The 20,846-nt window shown below is 47.1% G+C and carries 7 protein-coding genes and 1 pseudogene; 2 read left to right on the forward strand and 6 right to left on the reverse strand.

The window, feature by feature from the left end:
• Window positions 1-9 precede the first annotated feature (9 nt).
• A complete protein-coding gene (locus DXA15_RS08025) occupies window positions 10-3,363 on the reverse strand; it encodes a TonB-dependent receptor (protein ID WP_128133683.1) in 3,354 nt (1,117 codons plus the stop codon).
• A 411-nt stretch (window positions 3,364-3,774) separates the two neighbouring features.
• Between DXA15_RS08025 and DXA15_RS08030 the strand changes: the two genes are divergently transcribed.
• Together DXA15_RS08030 and DXA15_RS08035 are read left to right on the forward strand one after the other, a co-directional pair.
• Window positions 3,775-5,025, forward strand: a complete 1,251-nt coding sequence (locus DXA15_RS08030; protein ID WP_128133684.1) for an exonuclease SbcCD subunit D — start codon at window positions 3,775-3,777, stop codon at window positions 5,023-5,025.
• Window positions 5,022-7,994, forward strand: coding sequence for an SbcC/MukB-like Walker B domain-containing protein (locus tag DXA15_RS08035; protein WP_128133685.1), 2,973 nt, complete (start codon window positions 5,022-5,024; stop codon window positions 7,992-7,994). The genes DXA15_RS08030 and DXA15_RS08035 overlap by 4 nt, the downstream gene beginning before the upstream one ends.
• A 6-nt stretch (window positions 7,995-8,000) precedes the next feature.
• On the opposite strand, the pseudogene DXA15_RS08040 reads toward DXA15_RS08035, so the two are convergent.
• The 5 genes and pseudogenes from DXA15_RS08040 to DXA15_RS08060 all read right to left on the reverse strand — a co-directional run bounded on the left by DXA15_RS08040 (window position 8,001) and on the right by DXA15_RS08060 (window position 20,811).
• A pseudogene (locus DXA15_RS08040) lies at window positions 8,001-11,337 on the reverse strand (SUMF1/EgtB/PvdO family nonheme iron enzyme).
• A 207-nt stretch (window positions 11,338-11,544) separates the two neighbouring features.
• On the reverse strand, window positions 11,545-13,452 hold the full coding sequence (locus tag DXA15_RS08045) for a RagB/SusD family nutrient uptake outer membrane protein (protein WP_128133686.1): 1,908 nt from the start codon (window positions 13,450-13,452) through the stop codon (window positions 11,545-11,547).
• Window positions 13,453-13,492: 40 nt separating this feature from the next.
• Entirely contained in the window at window positions 13,493-16,651 is a 3,159-nt protein-coding gene (locus tag DXA15_RS08050) for a TonB-dependent receptor (protein ID WP_128133687.1), read from the reverse strand.
• Between the two features lie 111 nt (window positions 16,652-16,762).
• On the reverse strand, window positions 16,763-18,859 hold the full coding sequence (locus DXA15_RS08055) for a hybrid sensor histidine kinase/response regulator transcription factor (RefSeq protein ID WP_158579646.1): 2,097 nt from the start codon (window positions 18,857-18,859) through the stop codon (window positions 16,763-16,765).
• On the reverse strand, window positions 18,823-20,811 hold the full coding sequence (locus DXA15_RS08060; protein WP_128133689.1) for a two-component regulator propeller domain-containing protein: 1,989 nt from the start codon (window positions 20,809-20,811) through the stop codon (window positions 18,823-18,825). The genes DXA15_RS08055 and DXA15_RS08060 overlap by 37 nt, the downstream gene beginning before the upstream one ends.
• Window positions 20,812-20,846: the final 35 nt, after the last annotated feature.

The raw sequence follows: 20,846 nt of genomic DNA on the forward strand, positions 1-20,846 counted from the left end.
TTTTGATGATTAGAATGTGACATTGATGCCGAATGAGTATTGGCGGTTGAACGGATAGACATAACCGTAGTTGGATGCGTCGGTAACGGCTTCGGGGTCGAAGTATTTCTTCAGGGCGCTCCATTCGAAGATGTTATCGCCGCTGACGAATACGCGTACCCGGCTCAGATGCGCCTTCCGGGTCCATTCGGACGGCAGGGTATATCCCAGCGTGATATTCTTGATACGCAGGTAAGCACCGTTCAGCAGATAGTTGGTCTGCGGGATAGCCAGTCCCATCGACTGGTCGATATCGGTGCCCAGGTTCTTGTCGGCGAGCCATGACTGGAGTACCGGATAACGGGCATTCAGATTCTGGTTTGCCAGCCCGGCATTGATATAGGACTGTGAGTGTTTGGCCATATCCACATCGCTGTCGGTTGTCGGACGGTAGAAGTCGAACAGGTGTTCGGGACCGCCGGCATACGGCTGCTGGTAGAATCCCCAATAGAGGTAACTCATCGGATAATAATCGCGTTTGGCAATCCCCTGGAAGAAGGCCGACAGGTCGAATCCGTTCCATTCGGCATTCAGGTTGAACCCGAAGCGGAAGCGGGGAGAAGAGTTTCCAATGACGCTCAGGTCGCCCGGGTCGCCTACGGTGACGCTTCCCTTGGTGATTTTCTTGTCACCGTTCAGATCCTTGTATTTCGGCCATCCGTTAACGATTTCCAGAGCGCCCCAGGGGATGATGGACGACTGGTCGAGGTTCTTGATTTCATCTTCACTCTGGAAGAAACCGTCGCTTTGCAGTCCCCATATTTCGCCCAGTTCCTGTCCTTTGTAATATTGGGTCAGGCTCCCGTTCGGGTTGTCGAAACGGGTAATCCACGAACGGTTATCCGAGAGCATGAATTTGACACCCCAATTGAATGGTTTGCCGTCCAGCTGGAACTGGTCGCGGTAGCCTACTGTCAGCTCCCAACCGGTTGTTTTCATGTCGGCGGCATTCTCTTTCGGTTCGCTGGCTCCGAGCACGCCCGGCAGTTCTTTACCCAGCGTAAGCATTCCTTTGGTGTCGCGGCGGTACACATCGACAGTGGCTGTCAGTTTATTATCCAGGAAAGCCAGGTCGAGACCTCCGTTCAGGGTACGGACTTCCTCCCAGGTGTAATCCGGAGAGACCAGCGAAGGAGGGGTTACCACCTGCTGCAATTTGCCGTTGATGATGTAATTACCCAGCTGTGAACTCATGGCCGGGATATAACCGTATTCCCCGACAAGCTGGTTACCCAGCGAACCGTATGAAGCGCGCACCTTCAACTGGCTGACAGTCGAAAGGAAAGATTCGAAGAACGGTTCGGCATCCACGCGCCAAGCAGCGGAAGCAGAGGGGAAGAATCCGAAACGTTTTTCCTTTGGAAAACGGGATGTTCCGTCGTAACGCCCGTTCACTTCGAAGATATAACGGTTGTCATACGTATAGTTGGCACGGAAGAAAAGCCCGCGGATGGCCCAGTCGGCATATTGCTCACTGACGAACTGGTCGCCCGACGACAGTCCGATGGACGGGAGTGAGGTCGAAATGATTCCTTCGCGTTCGGCTTTGTACCAGTTCCAGCGGTTGTATTCCTGGTTGAAACCGAGGATACCGGTCACATAATGTTTGTCGAAAGCCTTGTTGAAGGTCGCAAACAGTTCCAATACGCTGTAATAATCGTTGGTCGTGCTTTTGTAGGCTTTGCTGTCGCCCTGCTCGCGGATATCGTTCGGCCCGTATCCGATTACATATTTGTTTTTGAACCAGTTGTAATCTTCGTTTCCTTTCATGAAAGTGAAGTTGGCGTTTACCGTCAGCATCTTTTCCCAGAAAGACATCTCGGCGGAGAACGTACTTTGCAGGCGGTTGTATTTGGTCGTTTCTTCGCCTCCGTCAACCAGCTGGGCCATGGCGATACCGGCGGCATTGTTTGCCCAGGTTCCGTCCGGATTTTTGTCCCAGTCGGTGGGAGCCAGGTCGTAGAAGATGCTCATGTTCGAGTCGCCGTTCCCTTTCTGGCGGATACCGTTGCTGTCGATATACGGTTCGCCGCGGCTGGAAAGATAACTTGGTTTGATACGGTTGGTGGCGACAAACGAAGTGTTGTTCGAGAACGTCAGCCAATTCCATATTTTATAACTGACCTTGGCCCGCATACTGTAACGGCGGTAGTTGTCATTCTTTACGATACCGGCCAGGATACCGTTCTCATCGTCCACACCGCCGGAAAGGTAGAACTTCGTTTTCTCGGTGGCGCCGGAAACTGATAGCTGGTGTGTATTGCTGAATGTATTCTTATCCAGGAAATAACGTGTCCAGTCGCGGTTTCCCATATATTCCCACTGCGTTTCGTCGAGCGGGTTGAGGCGCACCGGGTCGGTCCCTCCGGGGTTGTCGGAGCGCTGGCGTGCCCACTCCAGGCGTTCGTCGCTGGCGACGTGGCCGGAACTCCAGGGAGTGTTGAGTACGGCGATGTTTTTCAGTTTCAGGTAGATATAAGGGTCGGAAGTTTTGTTAGGGAGGATAGAGGGGCGTTTCCAGGCAAAGTTGTTATTGTAGCTTACCTGGATGCGGTCGCTGTTACCCTGTTTCGTGGTTATCAGGATAACACCGAAGGCGGCACGCGCACCGTAGATGGCTGCGGAGGAGGCATCTTTCAGCACCGAAAGGGTTTCGATGTCTTCCGGGAGCAACCGGTTCAGTTCTTCGGCATCCGAGGCGACACCGTCTATCAGGATCAGCGGGCTGCCACCGTTGATGGAGGCTTCTCCACGGATATTGATTTTAGCGGCCTGTCCCGGTTCACCGCTGGTGAAGTCGATGTTCAGGTTGGGGACCATTCCCTGCAAACCTTTTGAAATGTTCGTGATTGGACGGGCTTCCAGTTGCTTGGCATTAATCTGGTCTACGGAACCGGAGAGGTTCACCTTGCGTTGCACGCTGTAGCCGACAACGACCACTTCTTCCAGTTTCTCGGAGTCGTCTTCCAGCACGACATTGAAAGTCGTTTTGCCGTTGACTACGATGTCCTGTGGTTTGTAACCGATGTAACTAACCGATAATACGGCGTCGGAGGGGACTGCCAGGCTGAAATTTCCGTCGACGTCGGTAATCGTTCCGTTACCGCTGGCTTTTTCGAGAACGGTCGCTCCGATCAGTGGTTCGCCGGTCGCATCGGTAACGGTACCGTTCACCTGTATCTTCGTTCGAACCTGCTGGGAGATTGTTACCGGAATGTTATTCTTTGCAGTTACGGTAAAAGGGGTAAATAAGCTGCAAGCCAATAATCCGGCCGGGAGTAGGAGTACACGCCCTACACGCGAGTCAGAAGTAAAATTTGTCATAAATTTGTTCCTTTTTGTTGCTGCAAAAGTAGAGTGCCCGGATTACGAACCGGTTACTGCTATTTTTCATTACCAAGACAATTCTATAACTTATCGGTTACAGAACTAAATGCCTGGGAGATAGCTGAATTTGTCTGCCGGGATGCAACCGTTTACCCGGCAGACAGAACGGATTACCTCCCGAGCCACTGGCGTTTTCATCCGATCTTCTTTGTGTTTCACAGCTGTGATACAAAAGAAATCCATCTGTGAAACAAACGGAATCCAACTGTGATATGAAAGGAATCCAGTTGTGATATGCAATACCGGCAGTTATTTTTGTGTTTATATAAAGTCACCGCCAGGCTGTATATGTCTGAATTATCTTTTATCTTTGAATCTTCATTTTAACGGAAACAAGATATACAAACTATGTCTTTAAAGATTATACATACTGCCGACTGGCATCTCGGCCAGACTTTCTTCGGTTACGACCGGGAGGAAGAACACGATGCCTTTCTGAACTGGCTGGTGGATACCCTGGCGGAGCAGCAGACAGATGTCCTGTTGATTGCCGGTGATGTGTTCGATGTTGCCAACCCGTCCGCTTCGGCGCAACACCGTTTCTTTCATTTCCTGAAAGAGGCGAACCGGCGCAATCCGCATTTGCAGGTTATTGTCGTTGCCGGCAACCATGATTCGGCTGCGCGGCTGGAATCTCCGATTCCTTTGCTGGAAGAGTTGAATACCTCCATTGTCGGGATTATCCGGCGGACGGAAAGCGGAGAGATTGACTTCGATTCCCTGGTGATACCTTTATATAATAAGGAGAAAAAGCGGGAAGGCTGGTGTCTCGCCGTTCCTTATCTGCGTCAGGGAGATTATCCGGCTCCGGAGGAGGGGCATGATACATATATAGCCGGCATAAACCGCATGTACCGCCAGCTCTATGATTTCGCCGATGCCCGGCGGCAGCCCGGTGAGGCATTGGTCGCCATGGGGCATCTGCATGCTACCGGGGCCGAACTGTCGGACGACGACCGTAGCGAGCGCATCATTATGGGCGGTCTGGAATCCGTCTCTTCCGATACGTTCGATGAAGGGCTGGCTTATACGGCGCTCGGGCATATCCATAAAGCGCAGCGGATAGGAGGCAGGGAGAACCTGCGCTATTCCGGTAGTCCGCTGCCGATGTCTTTTTCGGAAACGAACTACCGTCACCAGGTCGTTGCCGTTACGGTGGAAAACGGATGCCTGTCGGATGTCGAACCGCTGCCTGTCCCTTTGTTTGCCACCTTGCACCGGATTCCGGAGCAGCCTGCATCGCCGGAGGAGGTGGTTGAACAGCTTGCCGGACTGCCTGTTGCTAATCAGGAAGAGGGCGACGAACCGGCCCGTTGGCCGTATGTGGAGGTGCGTGTTTTGCTGACGGAGCCCGACCCGGGATTCCGCCACCGTGTAGAAGAGGCGCTGGCTGATAAAGCGGTCCGCCTGACTTCTATCGTCCCGTCTTATCCGAAACGGGAGGAGGCGGATACGGTCCGTCCGTTGTCTTACAACGACCTGCAACGTATCGCCCCGCTGGATATGCTGAAACATGCCTTTACCAGTAAGTATGGCGGCGAGTTGCCGGAAGATATCGAATCATTGTTCAACGATGTAATGCGGGAGGTTTCTTTATGAAGATATTAGCGATACGGGGCCGTAACCTGGCCTCGCTGGAAGGAGATTTTGACGTTGATTTTACGGCCGAACCCTTGTTGTCTGCCGGAATCTTTGCCATTTCGGGACCGACGGGAGCCGGGAAGTCTACGATATTGGATGCCATGTGCCTGGCTTTATTTGCCCGTACGCCGCGTACGGACCAGGCAAAAGAGAATAATGTGAGACTGCGGGATGTGAATGAGGAGGTGCTTCCCCAGAGCGACCCCCGTTTCCTGTTACGAAGAGGAACGGCTTCGGGATATGCGGAAGTCGACTTTCTGGCGTTGAACGGTCACCGTTACCGTTCGCGCTGGTCGGTAGGACGTGCCCGCGACAAGGAAAACGGACGTTTGCAGAGTCCCCGCGTTACCTTATATAATATAGATAAGGAAGAAGAAGAGCAGGGAACCCGTTCGGAATTGCAGGCGCGTACGGTAGAACTGATTGGCCTGACCTTTGAACAGTTTACCCGTTCCGTCCTGCTGGCGCAAAACGATTTCTCCACTTTCCTGAAAGCGGAGCAGGGAGAAAAAGCGTCGCTGCTTGAAAAGCTGACAGGCACGGAACTTTATTCTTCCATCTCCCGCCTGATTTTTGAAAAGAATGCCGTCGCCAAAGAGGCTTACGATAAGGTACAGGCCCGCATCCAGGGAATCGAATTATTGACGGAAGAAGCGGAACAGGAACTGCAAACCCGGCTGAAAGAGTCGGAAACCGTTTTGTTCGCCCTGGAAAAGGCAAAAGCAGAACAACAGGCTTTGCAGGAGGCCGTTAAATCTACCGGACAGCAGATAGAATCCCGGCAGGTTCAGCAGAAAGAGGCTGCCGCCAAACTGCTCCGGGCTACGGAACTATTGAATACCGCCCGTAAAGAGTACGAACAGGGTATTCAGGATGAACAACGCTCCGAAGCAGACTTCAAAGCCTTGCAGCAGGAGTTGCAGCAAGCCCGTAAACTGGACGTGCGCCTCGATGAGGTAACCCGTTCGGTGAAAGAAACGGAAACCCGCCTGCGGGAAGTACTCCGCCGGCAGAAGGAGGGAGAGGATAAGTTGAAAGCCGCCCGGACCCGACAACAACAAAGCCTGGCCGAGATTGCCCACTTGACCGACTGGCGGAAGCGTTATGAACGTAAAGAAAGTATTGCAGAACAGCTTTCCGCTCTGTTGCTGCATTTAGATACTGCTGCCGGTGCCCGTCAGGCAATGGAAAAATCAGGTAAAACGATAGAGACTGTTAAACAGACGGCCGCCCGCCTGATTGTTCAGTTGGAAACCGTTCAGCGCACAGCCGGAAATAAACAGGCTGCTCTCCGGAAGACGGAGGAGGACATCAGTAAGCTCGAACAGGAGTTGAAGCAGCAAGATATAGAGTTCCTTGACAAACAGATAGAATCGGTTCGTGTGGAACGTGAGAACCTGTTGGTTGAGCAGGCTCGGCAAACGGCCAGCGGTGATATTATGGAACTGAGGAAGAAACTACAAGAAGGCAGCCCCTGTCCGGTATGCGGCAGCACGGAGCATCCGGCCGTCACTCATTCGGTTGCCTCTGAAATGCCGAAACTTATTGCTGCGCTTACATTGCAACTTCAGCAGTTAGCCGAACGTAAAACGTCTTATGCCACCGGCGAAAAGCAACTGAACCAGCTTCGCCGGCAACTTCTGCAACTGCATAAGGAACTGACGGAAGCTGAACAATCCCGCACGGATATTCAGGGACGCCAGAAACTGGCTGAGACGCAGATAACCCGTGAAGAAGCGATTCGTGTGGAAAGCCGCGAGACGCTGGAGAAGTCCCTCTCCGCCGCCAACCGCCTTTTCGGGAATGACGAATGGCAAAAAGCCTGGCAACAGGACCCGGACTCTTTCCGGGATACCTTAACCACCTTTGCCCGCCAGTGGCATGAAAATACGGAAAAGCTGCAACAACTGCAACGGGAGCAGAGTGCACTTAAGGCCGAATGCGAATCGTACGCCTCTTTCCTCCCTTCGCTGACTAAAGAAGTAGAAGAGGCTACCCTGCGTCACGACAAGAACCGTTCTGAACTTACCGCGCTCCAGGTCGAACGTTCTAAACTGCTTTCCGGTAAGCCAGCCGACCTGGTTGAACAGGATTACAACCGTCGTAAAGAGGAACTGAAAGAGCGCCTGAAACGCCTGCAAGCCGTTCAGACGGAGCAGTCGGGTGTTGCCGACCAGCTGCGGGGTATCTCCGATCAGATTGCCCGCGACCTGGAAAAAGCGTCGGAAGATTTATTGGTTCGCCAAAAGGCTTTGTCCGACTGGTCAGAATCCTGGAATCGGACTCATGAAGGGGAGGTGCTGGAACTTCTTCTTCCCCGTATCACCCAGGAAAAGAATGAATATGCCTTCCGGCTCCGTACCCAATCCGAGAACAAACGGAAGATAGCCAGTCAGCAGGAAGAACTCGAAGCCTGCCGTAAGCAGAGTGAACGTTGGGCGAAACTGAATGACCTGGCAGGTTCGGCCGATGGTGCCAAGTTCCGCCGTATCGCTCAGGGGTATACGTTGGATGTATTGCTAAGTTATGCAAATGTGCAGTTGCGTGACCTGAGCCGCCGTTACCGGTTGGAACGGGTGCCTGAAACGCTGGCTTTACAGGTTATCGACCGTGATATGTGCGACGAGGTGCGTACGGTGCACAGTTTGTCGGGAGGCGAATCTTTCCTGGTTTCGCTGGCATTGGCGCTCGGATTGTCTTCCCTGTCTTCCAACCGGATGAAGGTAGAAAGCCTTTTCATTGACGAAGGGTTCGGCTCATTGGATGCCGATACCCTCCGGATTGCCATGGATGCTCTGGAAAGCCTCCGTACACAAGGCCGCAAGATCGGAGTAATCTCACATGTACAGGAGATGACGGAACGTATCCCGGTACAGATTCGTGTGAACCGTGCCGGGAACGGAAGAAGCTATTTGGAGGTGATATGATTGACTCTACTCTTCTACAATAACCCTGAACCCTACATTGAACGGGCGTTGCCACGGATAATAAGCCTTGCGGATGGCCGATGTTGAGTACTTCGGGCGTTCACGCCAGGAGCCTCCGCGTACGACTTTCTGTTCCGGTTTGACCTTTTCCGTTTTCTCTTTGAGAGGATAGGGGAGGTAATCGGAACGGGTCCATTCCGCTACGTTTCCGTTCATGTCGTATAATCCCCAGGGATTCGGTTTCATGGAAGCAACATCGGCCGATATCAGATGGTGGTCGTTGACTCCCAACTCTTTCGGCAGGAAGTCCCAGAACTGGCGCATCGGATCGTTGGGACGCATCGGTTTGGGATTTACACCGGTGACGGCCAGGTCGACAGTCGTACTGTCTGCCAGGTTTTCGTAGATGCCGAAGTCTGCTTTACGGTCACCGAACCAGAAGTCACCGGCCGATCCTGCACGGGCGGCCCATTCCCATTGTGTCTCTGTCGGAAGGGCGATACGGCATTGATTTTTCTCTCCCAGCTTTTTACAGAAGTCGTTCGCTTCTTCCCAACTCACACGGATTACCGGCTGTTTCGGTAAATTGGCGGCATAACCGGGAGTCGTATGATCTTTCCAGGTCTGACCGATATACCGGCTATCATGTTCGGGGAACAGGGCGCCGAATTGTTCGTTCGTGATTTCGGTGGTGCTCATCCAGAAACCTTCCTTAACCTGTGTTTGAAGGCAGGTGAGGCAGACGGATCGTTATTGTCACCCATCGCAAAAGTACCGGCTGGAATCCAGACCATATCCAGTGTGATACCCGGAGCAACAGTTAGCTGATGTGGGGACTTGGAGGCTTCGGCCTGTTTCTTTACGGCCTCTTCCTGGCTGAACGGGAAACCTTTGACTTTAATTGTTTTTGCTTTCTTTCTATCCTTGGTTGTACCTGCGTTGGCTTCGGTTGACGAAGTCGCTCCGGTAGTACCGTCTGTTTCGTTGTTCTCCTTATTTTTTAGCCATGCTGCATAATCCTTAATCTCCTGTTGCCAGTCGACACGTACGCCACTGTACTTCTCTGACAGTTCCATGCGGCGTTCTACCTGGTTTTGGGGAGCTTCCTTTTTCAGGTCCAGCTGGGTGAATGCTCCGAAATAGGGGGCATTCAGGTCGATCCAGGTGTATAAGGTCTGCATGTCTTTTGCCGGTATTTTCACTCCGTGGTGACCTGCTTGCAGGATACGGATCAGTTCGCTGTTGTTCGCATAATATTCGTAAGGGCGAAGCACATAGATATCCGATTCCGGTCCTTGGCGGTACACGTAGGGGTGGAGGTTCAGATAACTCTGGTCGTAATGGCGTTCCAGCTTTGTCAGGACGCCACGTTTATAGGTGACCATCTGGTCTTTCCGGAAATCCGGCTGGGCGATGGTTCCGTTGTGGCAGGATACGCAGTTGCGGTCCAGTACCGGTTGTACTTCCAGGCGGAAGGTGAACGGGCGGACGCCTCCTTCGGGCATTTCCAGTTTATGCGGGAGGATAGTGGAGGCGATTGTGCGTTTAGGCATGGCGATCGTGTTCTGATCTTCATGGCAACCCGTACAGGAGACAATCTCGCCGGGCATACCGGTCAGCCAGCTTCGCATCCATTGGATAGCGGCCCCGTTTTTATCCAGCGGCTGGATAGAGACAGGTGTGTTGGCCGGTATCTTGAACATGACGGAACCGTCTTCTTCGACAGGTACGGTACCGAGAATACGTTTAATATCCCATCCGCTCTGAATACCCTGTGCATCATGGTCGGAAGGGGCGAGGATATAGGCATATTCGTAGGCGAAGATGCGGAGCGATTTGATTGTTCCCCGCGGGACGCCTTGCGTGCCTTCACCTTCATAGATGTCCTGTATAAATACGGTAGCCTCTTTCTCTTCCGGTTTGATTTTCGACGGGATGATAGGAGGTGTTTCCGTTTTTTTCAATGGGATAGGGGCGGTGAGGCCTTCGCCTTCCTGCTCGGTGATCAGGGTAAGATTATCGAATATATCCACCAGATAGATTCCCCAAAGTGCGTCGGGGCCGGGTTTGCAGGCCACCAGGAAATATTTTTCATTCAAAGGATAAGGCTTCATGAACTGTGGCCATACACCTTCCACCAGTTCGTCTTTGATGATCGGGACGATCGGGCGTTTGCTGAAAGGTAATTCCTGGACCATTCCTTTTTCTTCTTTACGGCTTTTGGCCGGATCAAAAATAATCAGCCGGCCTGAACGGGCTGTTCCGTGATGGCCGGAGATGATACCGACAAAACGGCTGTTGTATTTGGAGAGCGGCTTCATGTCGAACGTACTGTTCGGGAAATAGGAACCGCTTCCGTAGAGTGCTTTGTTTTCTGTCCCGTCCGGATTCATGTGCATAACAATGCGGGAGAAATAATGTGTCAGGTCGGTATATTCCCAGCGGGTGTACATTAGGCGGCCATTCGGAATGACGATCGGCGCCCAGTTTCCGTCCTGGTCGAATGTCAGGCGATGGATATTTTTTGTTTCCGGATCGTAGGAAACGAGGTTGGCAACGACATCGTCCCCATGTACGCAAGGGACACCGTTATAACCGATATTACAGGTGGCCACCACTTTGCCGTCCGGCAGGTAGTTGGCGTCGCAAAATTCGAGGTCCGGTTCGTCGGCAACTACTTTTGATGCAGGCCCGTTCCGTCTGTGTTTATTTCATAGATTTGCCACTGGCGGTTCTCATTAAGGGAGGAGAACAACAGCCGGTCTGCATCCCAATGCAGTTGTATATCTGAGATGGGCACATCCGCTTCCGGCTTATAGATCGTTTTACTTTGAATATCCCCGCGAAGATTTGAAAGCTGGCTGATTTCTGCATTATATCCTTTCCGGCGGCTGGAAAATAAAGAATTATAGTTGGCAATGGAGGTCCCGAGCGACGGTCCCATCGCTTTGCGTGCCTTATTCCCCAGGCGATAACGGGCTATCAGGATTTTGTCTATGTCGAGCAGCGGATTAGCCAGTATGATTTCCCGTTTGAGGGCGAGCAGTTTTTCTGCTTCGACAATGGTCTGCCGGGTGGTGTCTTCAGATAAATGCCGGTTTACCCGGGGAAGTAGCGTTTCCAGTTCTTCCAGCTTTTGATAGAGTCCGGTTGCTTTGTCTCCCAAGGATAATTTTGTATCGTCCAGATAAGCGCGTATAGCTTCCGGGTTTACCCAGTTGACTTGCTCTTGCAGCCTGCTTATTTGTACCTGACGCAACGAATCAGCTTCGACTGAAGCCTTACCCAGAATAGGGAAGGTTAACAGGAAAGAGCATAAATATGCTTTATATTTCATGTTCATGATATGTTAAAGTTATTCTATTTCAATTGTACAAAACAAATGTATGCCTAAATTGTGTACGGGAACATATAAAATTGTATCAAATGCGATCACTATTATCTCGGAAGGAGGAAATGAGGGTGGAAAAGGCATATGTTTTTTCAGAAGAGAAAAGAGGCCATCCGAATTATCGGATAGCCTCTTTACAATATTAAGTAGGTATCAAAATTATTTGTCTTCCCAACCTTTGTTTTGAACTAAGTTTTCGTTCATAACCAATTCTTCTTTCGGGATAGGCCAGTAGTAGCGGTAGTCATCCCAAGGTAGTGTTCCTTTTATTGTATTTGCATACGGGCTTTTGGGGTAGCAGATGATGAAACCGTCCTGATCTGCGAAAACTGTTTTACCGAGTTCTACTTTTACTGCAGTTTCCGGTTTAGATGTATGTGACCCATCGTATAAGTCCTGTACAGAGGTGAAATGCATACCACGGAAAGGAACAGTCAGTAGTTTACCGGCTTTCCAACGCATCAAGTCTTCATAACGACGGTTTTCGATAGCCATTTCAATACGGCGTTCGCGGCGGATTTCGCGCAACAACGGAGAAACGGTATAATCCAGTTTGCTTGTATAGATCTTATCCAAGCGTGGGTCTGCAGGTTCTTGACCGACGATTAGTTTAGCTGTCGGGTATTTGTTGAAATCAAATCCTGCACGTTCACGAAGCGCATTAATTGTCAAGTCAACGTCAGATTGAGATAATGTCCCGTTCAGTTCGTATTTTGCTTCCGCATATATCAGCAGCAGTTCGGCGTAACGGAACTCGATAGCAGCCTGGATACCCTTTGTTGTACGGTCTTCTTCCACTTTATCTCCCATCCAGTGTTTGATAACGCGATAGCCTGTTACAGTAGAACCGCTACTGGTGTAATTCAATCCTGGGTACGTAATACCGTTCTTCTCTTTATCAACAACGCCACTTTGGTAAATCGTTACGTGTTCTCCCGGTCGACAAATGGTTTGTGTCAGGCGCGGGTCACGGTTTTCCAGTTCTGTCCATTTTCCATATCCTAAGAAATTCGGATTCTTTTCGTAGTTTCCTTCATTTCCGCTAATATAGATAGGACGACCGTCGATACACAAGTATTCGTCGACAAGTCCACGGGAAGCTCCCATGGATTGACGGTTTGAATTGTTTTGTTGGTAATAGCGTTGTGCGGCATGACCTACTTTGTTTTCTAAATAGTTACGTGCCAGTATAACTTCCGGATTTCCGGATAAATCTGTTGTTGCAAACATTTTCCAGTAGGTTTCTTCTCCGTTTTTGTAAAGAGCATATTTACCTAATAAGGCTTCACAAGCTTTAACGGCTTCTTCCAAATATTTGTTGGCACTGTTTTGTAGGCCTAACTCCGTATGGTATTTGCGGAATGTACCTTCGAACAAACAGATGCGTGCTTTCAGGAAGTTTGCTTGGTCTTTATTTAAGCGTTCAGAATCTTGATTTGCTTTTTCCGGCAACCATTCAACTGCTTTGTTGATGCACATAAGGACAGAGTCCATCACTTCGGTACGTGGGGTACGCGGTGCGTATAATTCTTCGGAAGCTTCGGTCAGATCGTATGTCAACCAGGGTACGTCACCGAAAAAGAGTACTTTTTGGTAATATTCCCATGCTTTGAAGAAATAAGCTTCTCCGCCATACGCGTTTTTTTTCTCTTGGCTAAGGTCGGCGCGTTCGTAGCGAGCCAAAAAGAAATTTATTTTTCGTAGGTTTTCCCAGTTCCATCCGTTGTCTTTACTTGCCCCTGTCGGTACAACAAGTTCACCGGCCATGCTTCTGAATTCATTTCCTGTTTTTACACAATTGTCTGAATACACATCACCATACATTAACGGGCTACCAACAACGTTCAATACCGGTGTTTTGCTATCTGACCAACCACTTCCATGACCGATGATGTATAGCGGATAAAGACTGTTTAACATTAATTTGAGGTCAGTTTCTGTTTTCCAGAAACTTTCGTCAGTGATTTCATCCAGCGGATAACGCTCCATGAAATCGTTGTTGCAACTCGGTAACAGCATTGAAGTGAGACCTAGTGCAAATATGTATTTCTTAAAACTGAATTTCATAATCGATAATTTTTATAATATATTTGATAGCTGTTATTAATTAGAAACCAACTTGCAGACCGAAAGCTACGGAGCGCATCATCGGATAAGCTGATGATATCTGATCCGGGTCGAAAGTATCCGGTATCTGTGTGATTTCAAACAGGTTGTAACCCGAAAGGCTTAAACGTACGGTTGACAATTTCGCTTTATTGGTCCATGCTTTAGGCAGGGTATAACCCAATGCCAATGTCTTCAAGCGAAGATAAGCCCCGTTAAACAGGTAGCCTGTTTGAACTTGTTGGTTCTGTCCTCGTCCGGCATACATCGGATATTTGGCATTAGTACGTTCCGGAGTCCATGAGTTGTTCAACATCTCCCAGTTACCGGCAGAACTGGAACCACCCCAGAAGGCATTATCGCTGATCCATACATCTTTTTTCCCAATTCCTTGGAAGAAGATATTCAAATCGAAGTTTTTCCAAGAAATATTACCGGTAATACCATATTGGAAACGCGGTGTGGAGTTTCCTATGATTTTACGGTCGCCAGGGTTTTCAAGTGTATTATCTCCGGTTGAGATTTCATCGTCGTTATTCAGATCGGCATATCTTATATCACCCGGATACCAGCTACCGGCAATTTTATTTTGAGAAGGGCCGTTTAAAATATATTTACCGTTTTCATCGATAGTGAAGTCGTTTTCCTGCAATATGCCAACGGTTTCATACCCCCAGATTTCTCCCATTTTCATTCCGTCGTACAGGGTGGACAGCAAAGAGTTGGGGTTGCCGGAGAAATGAATGACTTCCGACTGGTAGTCTGATAATACGAAACCAACATCGTAACGTATGCCGTTGTTTAACCGGTCTTTCCATTTCAGGCTTAATTCCCAGCCGTTCGTTTTTAATTCGCCCGTATTACGCTTGGGGACAGTAGCACCTAAAACAGCCGGCAATTTAGTCCCGTTCATCAAAATATCGGTTGTGCGGCGTGTATACCAATCAAAAGTGGCATCCAACCGACCGTTTAAAGTTGTTATATCAACTCCGAAATCGAGTGTTTTGGCTGTTTCCCACGTTAAATCTCTGGCGATAAGTCCAGTCGGATTCATCCCTTTTAGTTGTTCGCCGTCCATTACCCATGAAATGTAGTTTGCTGCTCCGTAACTGGCAATGTATGCATAGTTAGCTACATTTTGGTTACCCAATGAACCCCATGAACCGCGGATCTTCAAGTTATCCAGCCAGCTATGTGTATTTTTCATGAATTGTTCTTCCGAAATTCTCCAACCTGCCGAGAAAGATGGAAAGAACTGGAAACGGGTATCTTTACCAAAACGGGAAGTACCATCGTAACGCCCGCTGAATTCAAACAGGTAACGTCCCAGATAGTCATAATTGGCACGGACAAAAGCACCCCGGATGGCCCAATGTTCAAAAGCGTCACTTGCATATTGGGTACCACTGGTCATACCGATAGTCGGCAGGTCATTGGTGATGACTTCTTCTGCTTCTCCCCAATTCATACGGTATTTATACCATTCCTGGTTGAAACCGGCAATGGCTGAAACATTATGTTTGCCGAAAGATTTATTGAAATTGGCATAGGCATTGATTGTATAGTAATCCGAATGCCTGGTTTCTTCCCTTACGCTGGAAGGTGATGTATGTGTATTAACCGTACGCCATGCATCTACTACATAGTTGCGGACAGGGATGAATCGTTTCTGGAAGTATTCTGTCGGGCGATAAGAGAGCTCGGCCTTTATGTTAAATTCTGGACAGAAAGTGATTGTTGGAGTCACACTGAATACTGTGTTTGTCTTTTTGGTTTCCTGTGTGGCTCCGTATGCCAGCCATCCTAGAATATTATCCGTATAAGCGTCGGGTATCGGATCGTTAGGGCCTGTCATGATGGGCATATTTATATTTCGTCCCGGTTCGTTTTTCATGGCACTCCATACACTACCTTTTTGCGGGTTCATGTATGGTTCGTTGTAGTTGTTTGTGTTGAACGATATTTTAGAAGCAACATCAAACCAGTCTGTGATTTTGGAGTTTAAGTTCATGTTGATGTTGTATCTATTTTGAATATCCGTGTTGATTTTGTACATACCTTCTTGGCGTTGATATCCTAAAGATATATAATAGCGTGTTTTTGTAGATCCGCCACTGATCGACAAATTATGACGTTGCAGAGGAGTCCAGTCTTTTACTCCTATTTCGTATGGATTCATATTGGCAACCCATGTTATATTGGTTGTACTTCCTTCATTGTAGATCCATGCATTTTCAGGACTGGGATTTTCTATGTATTTCTTTTTGGCAGCTAATAATGTTTCCATCCAAGGAGTCACTGTTCCTCCTGTCATTTCAGTTTGTTTGTTGGCTGCTAATTGGTGGGTATAAGAATTCAGAATGTCCGGCGTATGCGATGGAGTGTTCCATTGCAGGCTCATGTTATATGTAACAGTCGCTTTGGAATCGTTTTTTCCGGATTTTGTCGTGATCAACATAACACCGTAAGTCGCACGTGCACCGTAAATAGCAGAAGCAGAAGCATCTTTCAATACAGAAATGTTTTCAATATCGCTAGGGTTCATCAGGTTTAGATAATCAGCATCCACTTGAATACCATCGATTATGATCAACGGGCTACCGTTCTTGACTTCCCATTCGTTTGTTTTACCTTCTTTTAAACCGATAGACGTACCACCACGTACATTAAAAGAAGGAGTTGCATTTGGTGATGCATTCGTTGCCGACACGTTCAAGTTGGGAACAACCCCCTGTAATGCCTGACCGACATTGGCTACCGGTTTGTTTTCCAATACTTCAGCACCGACTGAAGCGACAGCGCCAGTTAAATTAACTTTCTTTTGTGTACCGAAACCGACTACGACCACTTCATCGAGGGCCTGTGAGTCTTCTTTCAATACTACATTAATAACTGATTTTCCTTTTACCGGAATAGTCTGGGTTTCGTAACCCATGTAAGAGAATACCAACTCGCCGTTTGCGGGCACAGACGAAAGCGTAAAGTTACCGTCTATATCGGTGATGTTACCAGTGGGGGTTCCTTTTATTTGGATGGAAACCCCAATCAAAGCTTCTCCTTTTTCATCTTTTACGTTACCGGACACACTTACGTCCTGGGCGAACAATTGATGGGCAAAAAGGAAAAAGCCCATCAGCATAATTAAAACTTTGTTCTTCATATAGAATAATATTAATGAATGGTTAACTCTTATTAATTAACTCGAGGGCAAAATTGTCCGTATTATCCTACATGAAAGGTTAATTTCATATCAATGATGGTAAGATTTGTGTCAACTCATTGATTTTCCTGTCGAATTAACTTTTCGGTATTCCTTTGGAGGCATTCCGTAGACTTGTTTAAAGCAGGAGGCAAAATATCCGCTACTGCTGAATGCTACTTTTTCCAAAATTTCACTGACACTTAAATCTGTTTCACGCAACATCTGGGCTGCCGCTTCTAGACGCAGATTTTTGATCATCTCAGCCGGAGAGAGGGAAGTAAGTGTTTTCGCTTTTCGGTAGAAGTTTGCGCGGCTCATACCGATTTCTTTGCAGATCATATCGATATCGAGTTTCGGGTTGGAGAAATTTGCTTTCACAATATTTGTATATTGTTTCAGGAACTCTTCGTCAAGCGGAGATGTTTTGACTCCGAGTTCATTCAGATCGATCTTTTTCTCATATTTTTTCCGTATCTGTATTCGTGAAGTCAGCAAATTCCGCACACGTGTCTGCAATAGGCCTATATCGAATGGCTTTATGATATAATCGTCAGCTCCGGCATTATATCCTTCGGTGATTTGCGAAGGCATTGTTTTGGCTGTTAATAGAATGACCGGTATATGGGCTGTTTGCGGATTTTGCTTGATCCGACGGCACAGTTCAAGTCCGTCCATTTCGGGCATCATGACATCACTGACAATCAGTTCGGGTATTTTTATGGCTATTTGTGTAAGTGCCTCTTTTCCGTTTTCTGCTTTCAGCACCTTATATTCATTTTCAAATTGTTTTTCCAGATAATCCAGCACATCTTTATTATCTTCTACTAAAAGCAATGTTTGTGAGATAACCGGTGTTTCTTTTTTTTCGGAAGGAATAAACTCCTGCACATTCATCAGGGGGGAGGATTCTGTCTGTTTGACCGGATTACTTACTGGCTTTTCGGGGAGAGGAAGTAAAACATGCATGCATGTTCCGGTTGGTACTATGTTTTCCGCCCAGATTATTCCACTATGTTGTTCTACTATGAAACGTGCTAAACTAAGTCCGATACCCGAACCTGCAATCTGATGATGTAAATCTTGTGAAGATCGGTAGAATGGCTGGAAGATTTTTTCAATATCTTCAGATGTGATACCTTCCCCATTATCAGATACTTGTATGTGTAAATAGTAGTCTTCTGATAGATGCCGATTTTGACATAGTTTCACACGAACTATGTCATTTTCGCTTGAAAGTACAGACAATATAATTTCAATTGTTCCCTTTTCCGGGGTGAACTTAAAGGCGTTTGAAAGTAAGTTAAACAGCACTTTTTCAATTTCTTGACGATCATAATAAACACAATAATCTACCGGCAATTCATTTTTCCGGGTAAAAGTGATATTCCTGTTTTTTGCTACCGGGACGAATAACTCATATAACTCCTGAACGAACACGGATAGATCGAATTTTTCTTTTTGAAGTACCATTTTCTGTGAGTCATATTTTTGCACATCCATCAGATTATTAACGAGTAAGAGCAGACGTTGTGTGTTTTTACGCATGAGTTGCAACGTGTTTTTGACTTCCGTAGAGAAGGAACTATGGCGCAACATATCCTCGAGCGGATTGATGATAAGTGTTAAAGGAGTGCGTAGTTCGTGTGAGAAGTTGGTAAATAATCTCATACGTTCCTCGTGTAATTCCTTCATTTTTTCCTGTTCCAGCTGTTTGAAGCGGATACTGCTTTCCAGTTCGTGACGTACTTTCTGATGGTATATAAACTTCCATATAATAGTACCTATTGTGATGATATACAAGATGTAAGCCCACCATGTTTTGTAAAGGGGAGGGGTGACTGTGATGCTTAGGGAAGCTTCCTGTGGATTCCACAAATTTACACTGTTTGAGACCTTTACTTTGAAATTGTAAGTACCAGGGGAGAGATTACTATAATAAGCGACCCTTCTGCCCCTTACATAGTTCCACTCCTTTTCTACCCCTTCCATTTGATAGGCATATTGATTTTGTTTAGGTGAGATAAAGTCTGGAGCCGTATATCCGATTGCTATATTGGTTTCATCCGCTTTTAACCGGAGGGATTGAGTGTCCCCTAATTCTACCGGATTATTATTTATGGATAGGCTTGTCAGATATACGGGAGGGATATAAGTGTTTTTCTCCATCCGGGATGGGTAAAACATAATATGCCTTTATTTCCGGGAAAGTAAAGAGTACCTTTTGTGTCGGTCGTTCCTGCATGTAACGTAAATTCCAATGCCCGGTGGCTTTCGTTACGGATGGGAGCAAAGCAATCTTTTTCTGCATTATAACAATATAAATCATTTTCGGATAATGCCCATAAAGATTGGTTCCGGTCGCTTACCATTGAATAGATATAGCCATCTGTTACACCGTCTTCAACTGTATAATGTTTGATCAGGTTGAGGTCGCGGTCAAAACGAAAGATGCCATAGCCAAAAAATGAAACCCATATATTTTGTAATGAATCGGTCAGGATCGTACTGACAGTTCCCGGCTTCACGTTTTCGGGTAGGTTCAGTTCTGCCGAAGAGATCGTTTTAAGTGTCTCTTTCTTCATATCATATTTATGGAGTCCCTGGCTGAGTGTACCCATAATAAAAACATCCGGCTCTATTTCTTTTATTGCTGTAACAAAAAAGAATTTTCTGCTTTTTCCGTCTACTTTGAACTGATTGATCTGTTCGCCTTTATCGATAAGCACTAATCCTGTTTTGGAATTTGTCGGGATCCATAGTCTGTCTTTACTGTCATTCAGTAGAGTATAAATATCTCCATACTGGTAATCATAGAGTAGGCGATAATCTTTCCGTTTACGTGAAAACAGATAAACGGATCCCAGATTCGTAGCACAGATAATGCTGTCGCCTTTTATAAGTAGTGATTTAAAGATGTTTGAATTGTAATTGTTTTTGTAAGGAGACTTTTTAGGATAAAATTGCTGGCTTTGCGTGTTTGGATTATAGCAAAAAAGTCCGGCTCCTTCAGTTGCGAACCAGATATTTCCGTCACTGTCTTCTTTGCCCATTCCTAATAATCCGGTAAATTCACGGGGCGTGATCCGGTAAAACTGTGTTCTGACCGGGCTGTAATAATTCAGTCCCTTCCAGGTTCCTACCCATAATGCACCTGTATTATCTTTCAGGAGACTGTGTATGGAATAATAGCTTAATGTACCGGGTTCATCCGGATTGAATTTATAGGGAGTGACTTTTAATGTCTGCATATCTACCCTGTTCAGTCCGGAAAAGGTTCCGAGCAATAAGGTGTTGGAATCGGTTTCGGCTATTGCACGGACAACATTGCTGCTTAAAGCTGAGTTATCCGTATTCAGATGGACGAACCGTTCGTTTTCTTTATCAAGATAGCAGATTCCGGCTGTTTCGGAAAGTATCCATAACCTTTTCCGGCTGTCGGTAAATAATCTGCGGATCGCTCCTTTTATCAGCGAAGACGGATTTTCCGGTTCATGTTGGTAAAAACGTATGACTTCCCTCTGTTTGTTCAGGACTGCAAGTCCGGTTGATGAACTTGCTATATAAAGATTCCCTTCTTCATCTTCCTGAAGTCCTTTTATATTCGAAGCGATAGGAGTGGATGACAGCCAGTCTTTAAAAACAAGCGAATCGCCTTGCTCATTGTATTGATAGATGAATTTTTCTCCGGCAAGGAAAAAGTCTCCGCTTTGACTGAGCATGCAGCAATGCATGAATCGGGTCTCTTTTACATAATATCTTTTGATTTTTCCTGTTTGATGTGTGATTTTATGCACGCCGTTATCTGTAATCACCCAGATATTCTTATTCTTATCTTCTCCGATATCGAGTACGTTGTTATCTGTTAATGAGCAGGAGTCAGTCGGATTATTTTTGAACACCTTGAACTCGTATCCATCATATCGGTGTAATCCTCCCTGGGTTCCTAACCACAAATATCCGTCCGTATCCTGATAGATATTGGTAACGGTACCCTGTGTTAATCCATCTTCTACCCCAATCTGTGTAAAAAAATAAGGGGAAGTATTTTTACTGTTGGCAGATTGGAATAGATATGGAAATAAAAATAAAAGAAATAATACTAGTGTGTTCTTCGTCATATTTCATCGGCTTTTTTTAGGAATAAATCCACGAA

The sequence above is a fragment of the Parabacteroides sp. AM58-2XD genome, assembly GCF_003463685.1.
Classification (GTDB): domain Bacteria; phylum Bacteroidota; class Bacteroidia; order Bacteroidales; family Tannerellaceae; genus Parabacteroides; species Parabacteroides segnis.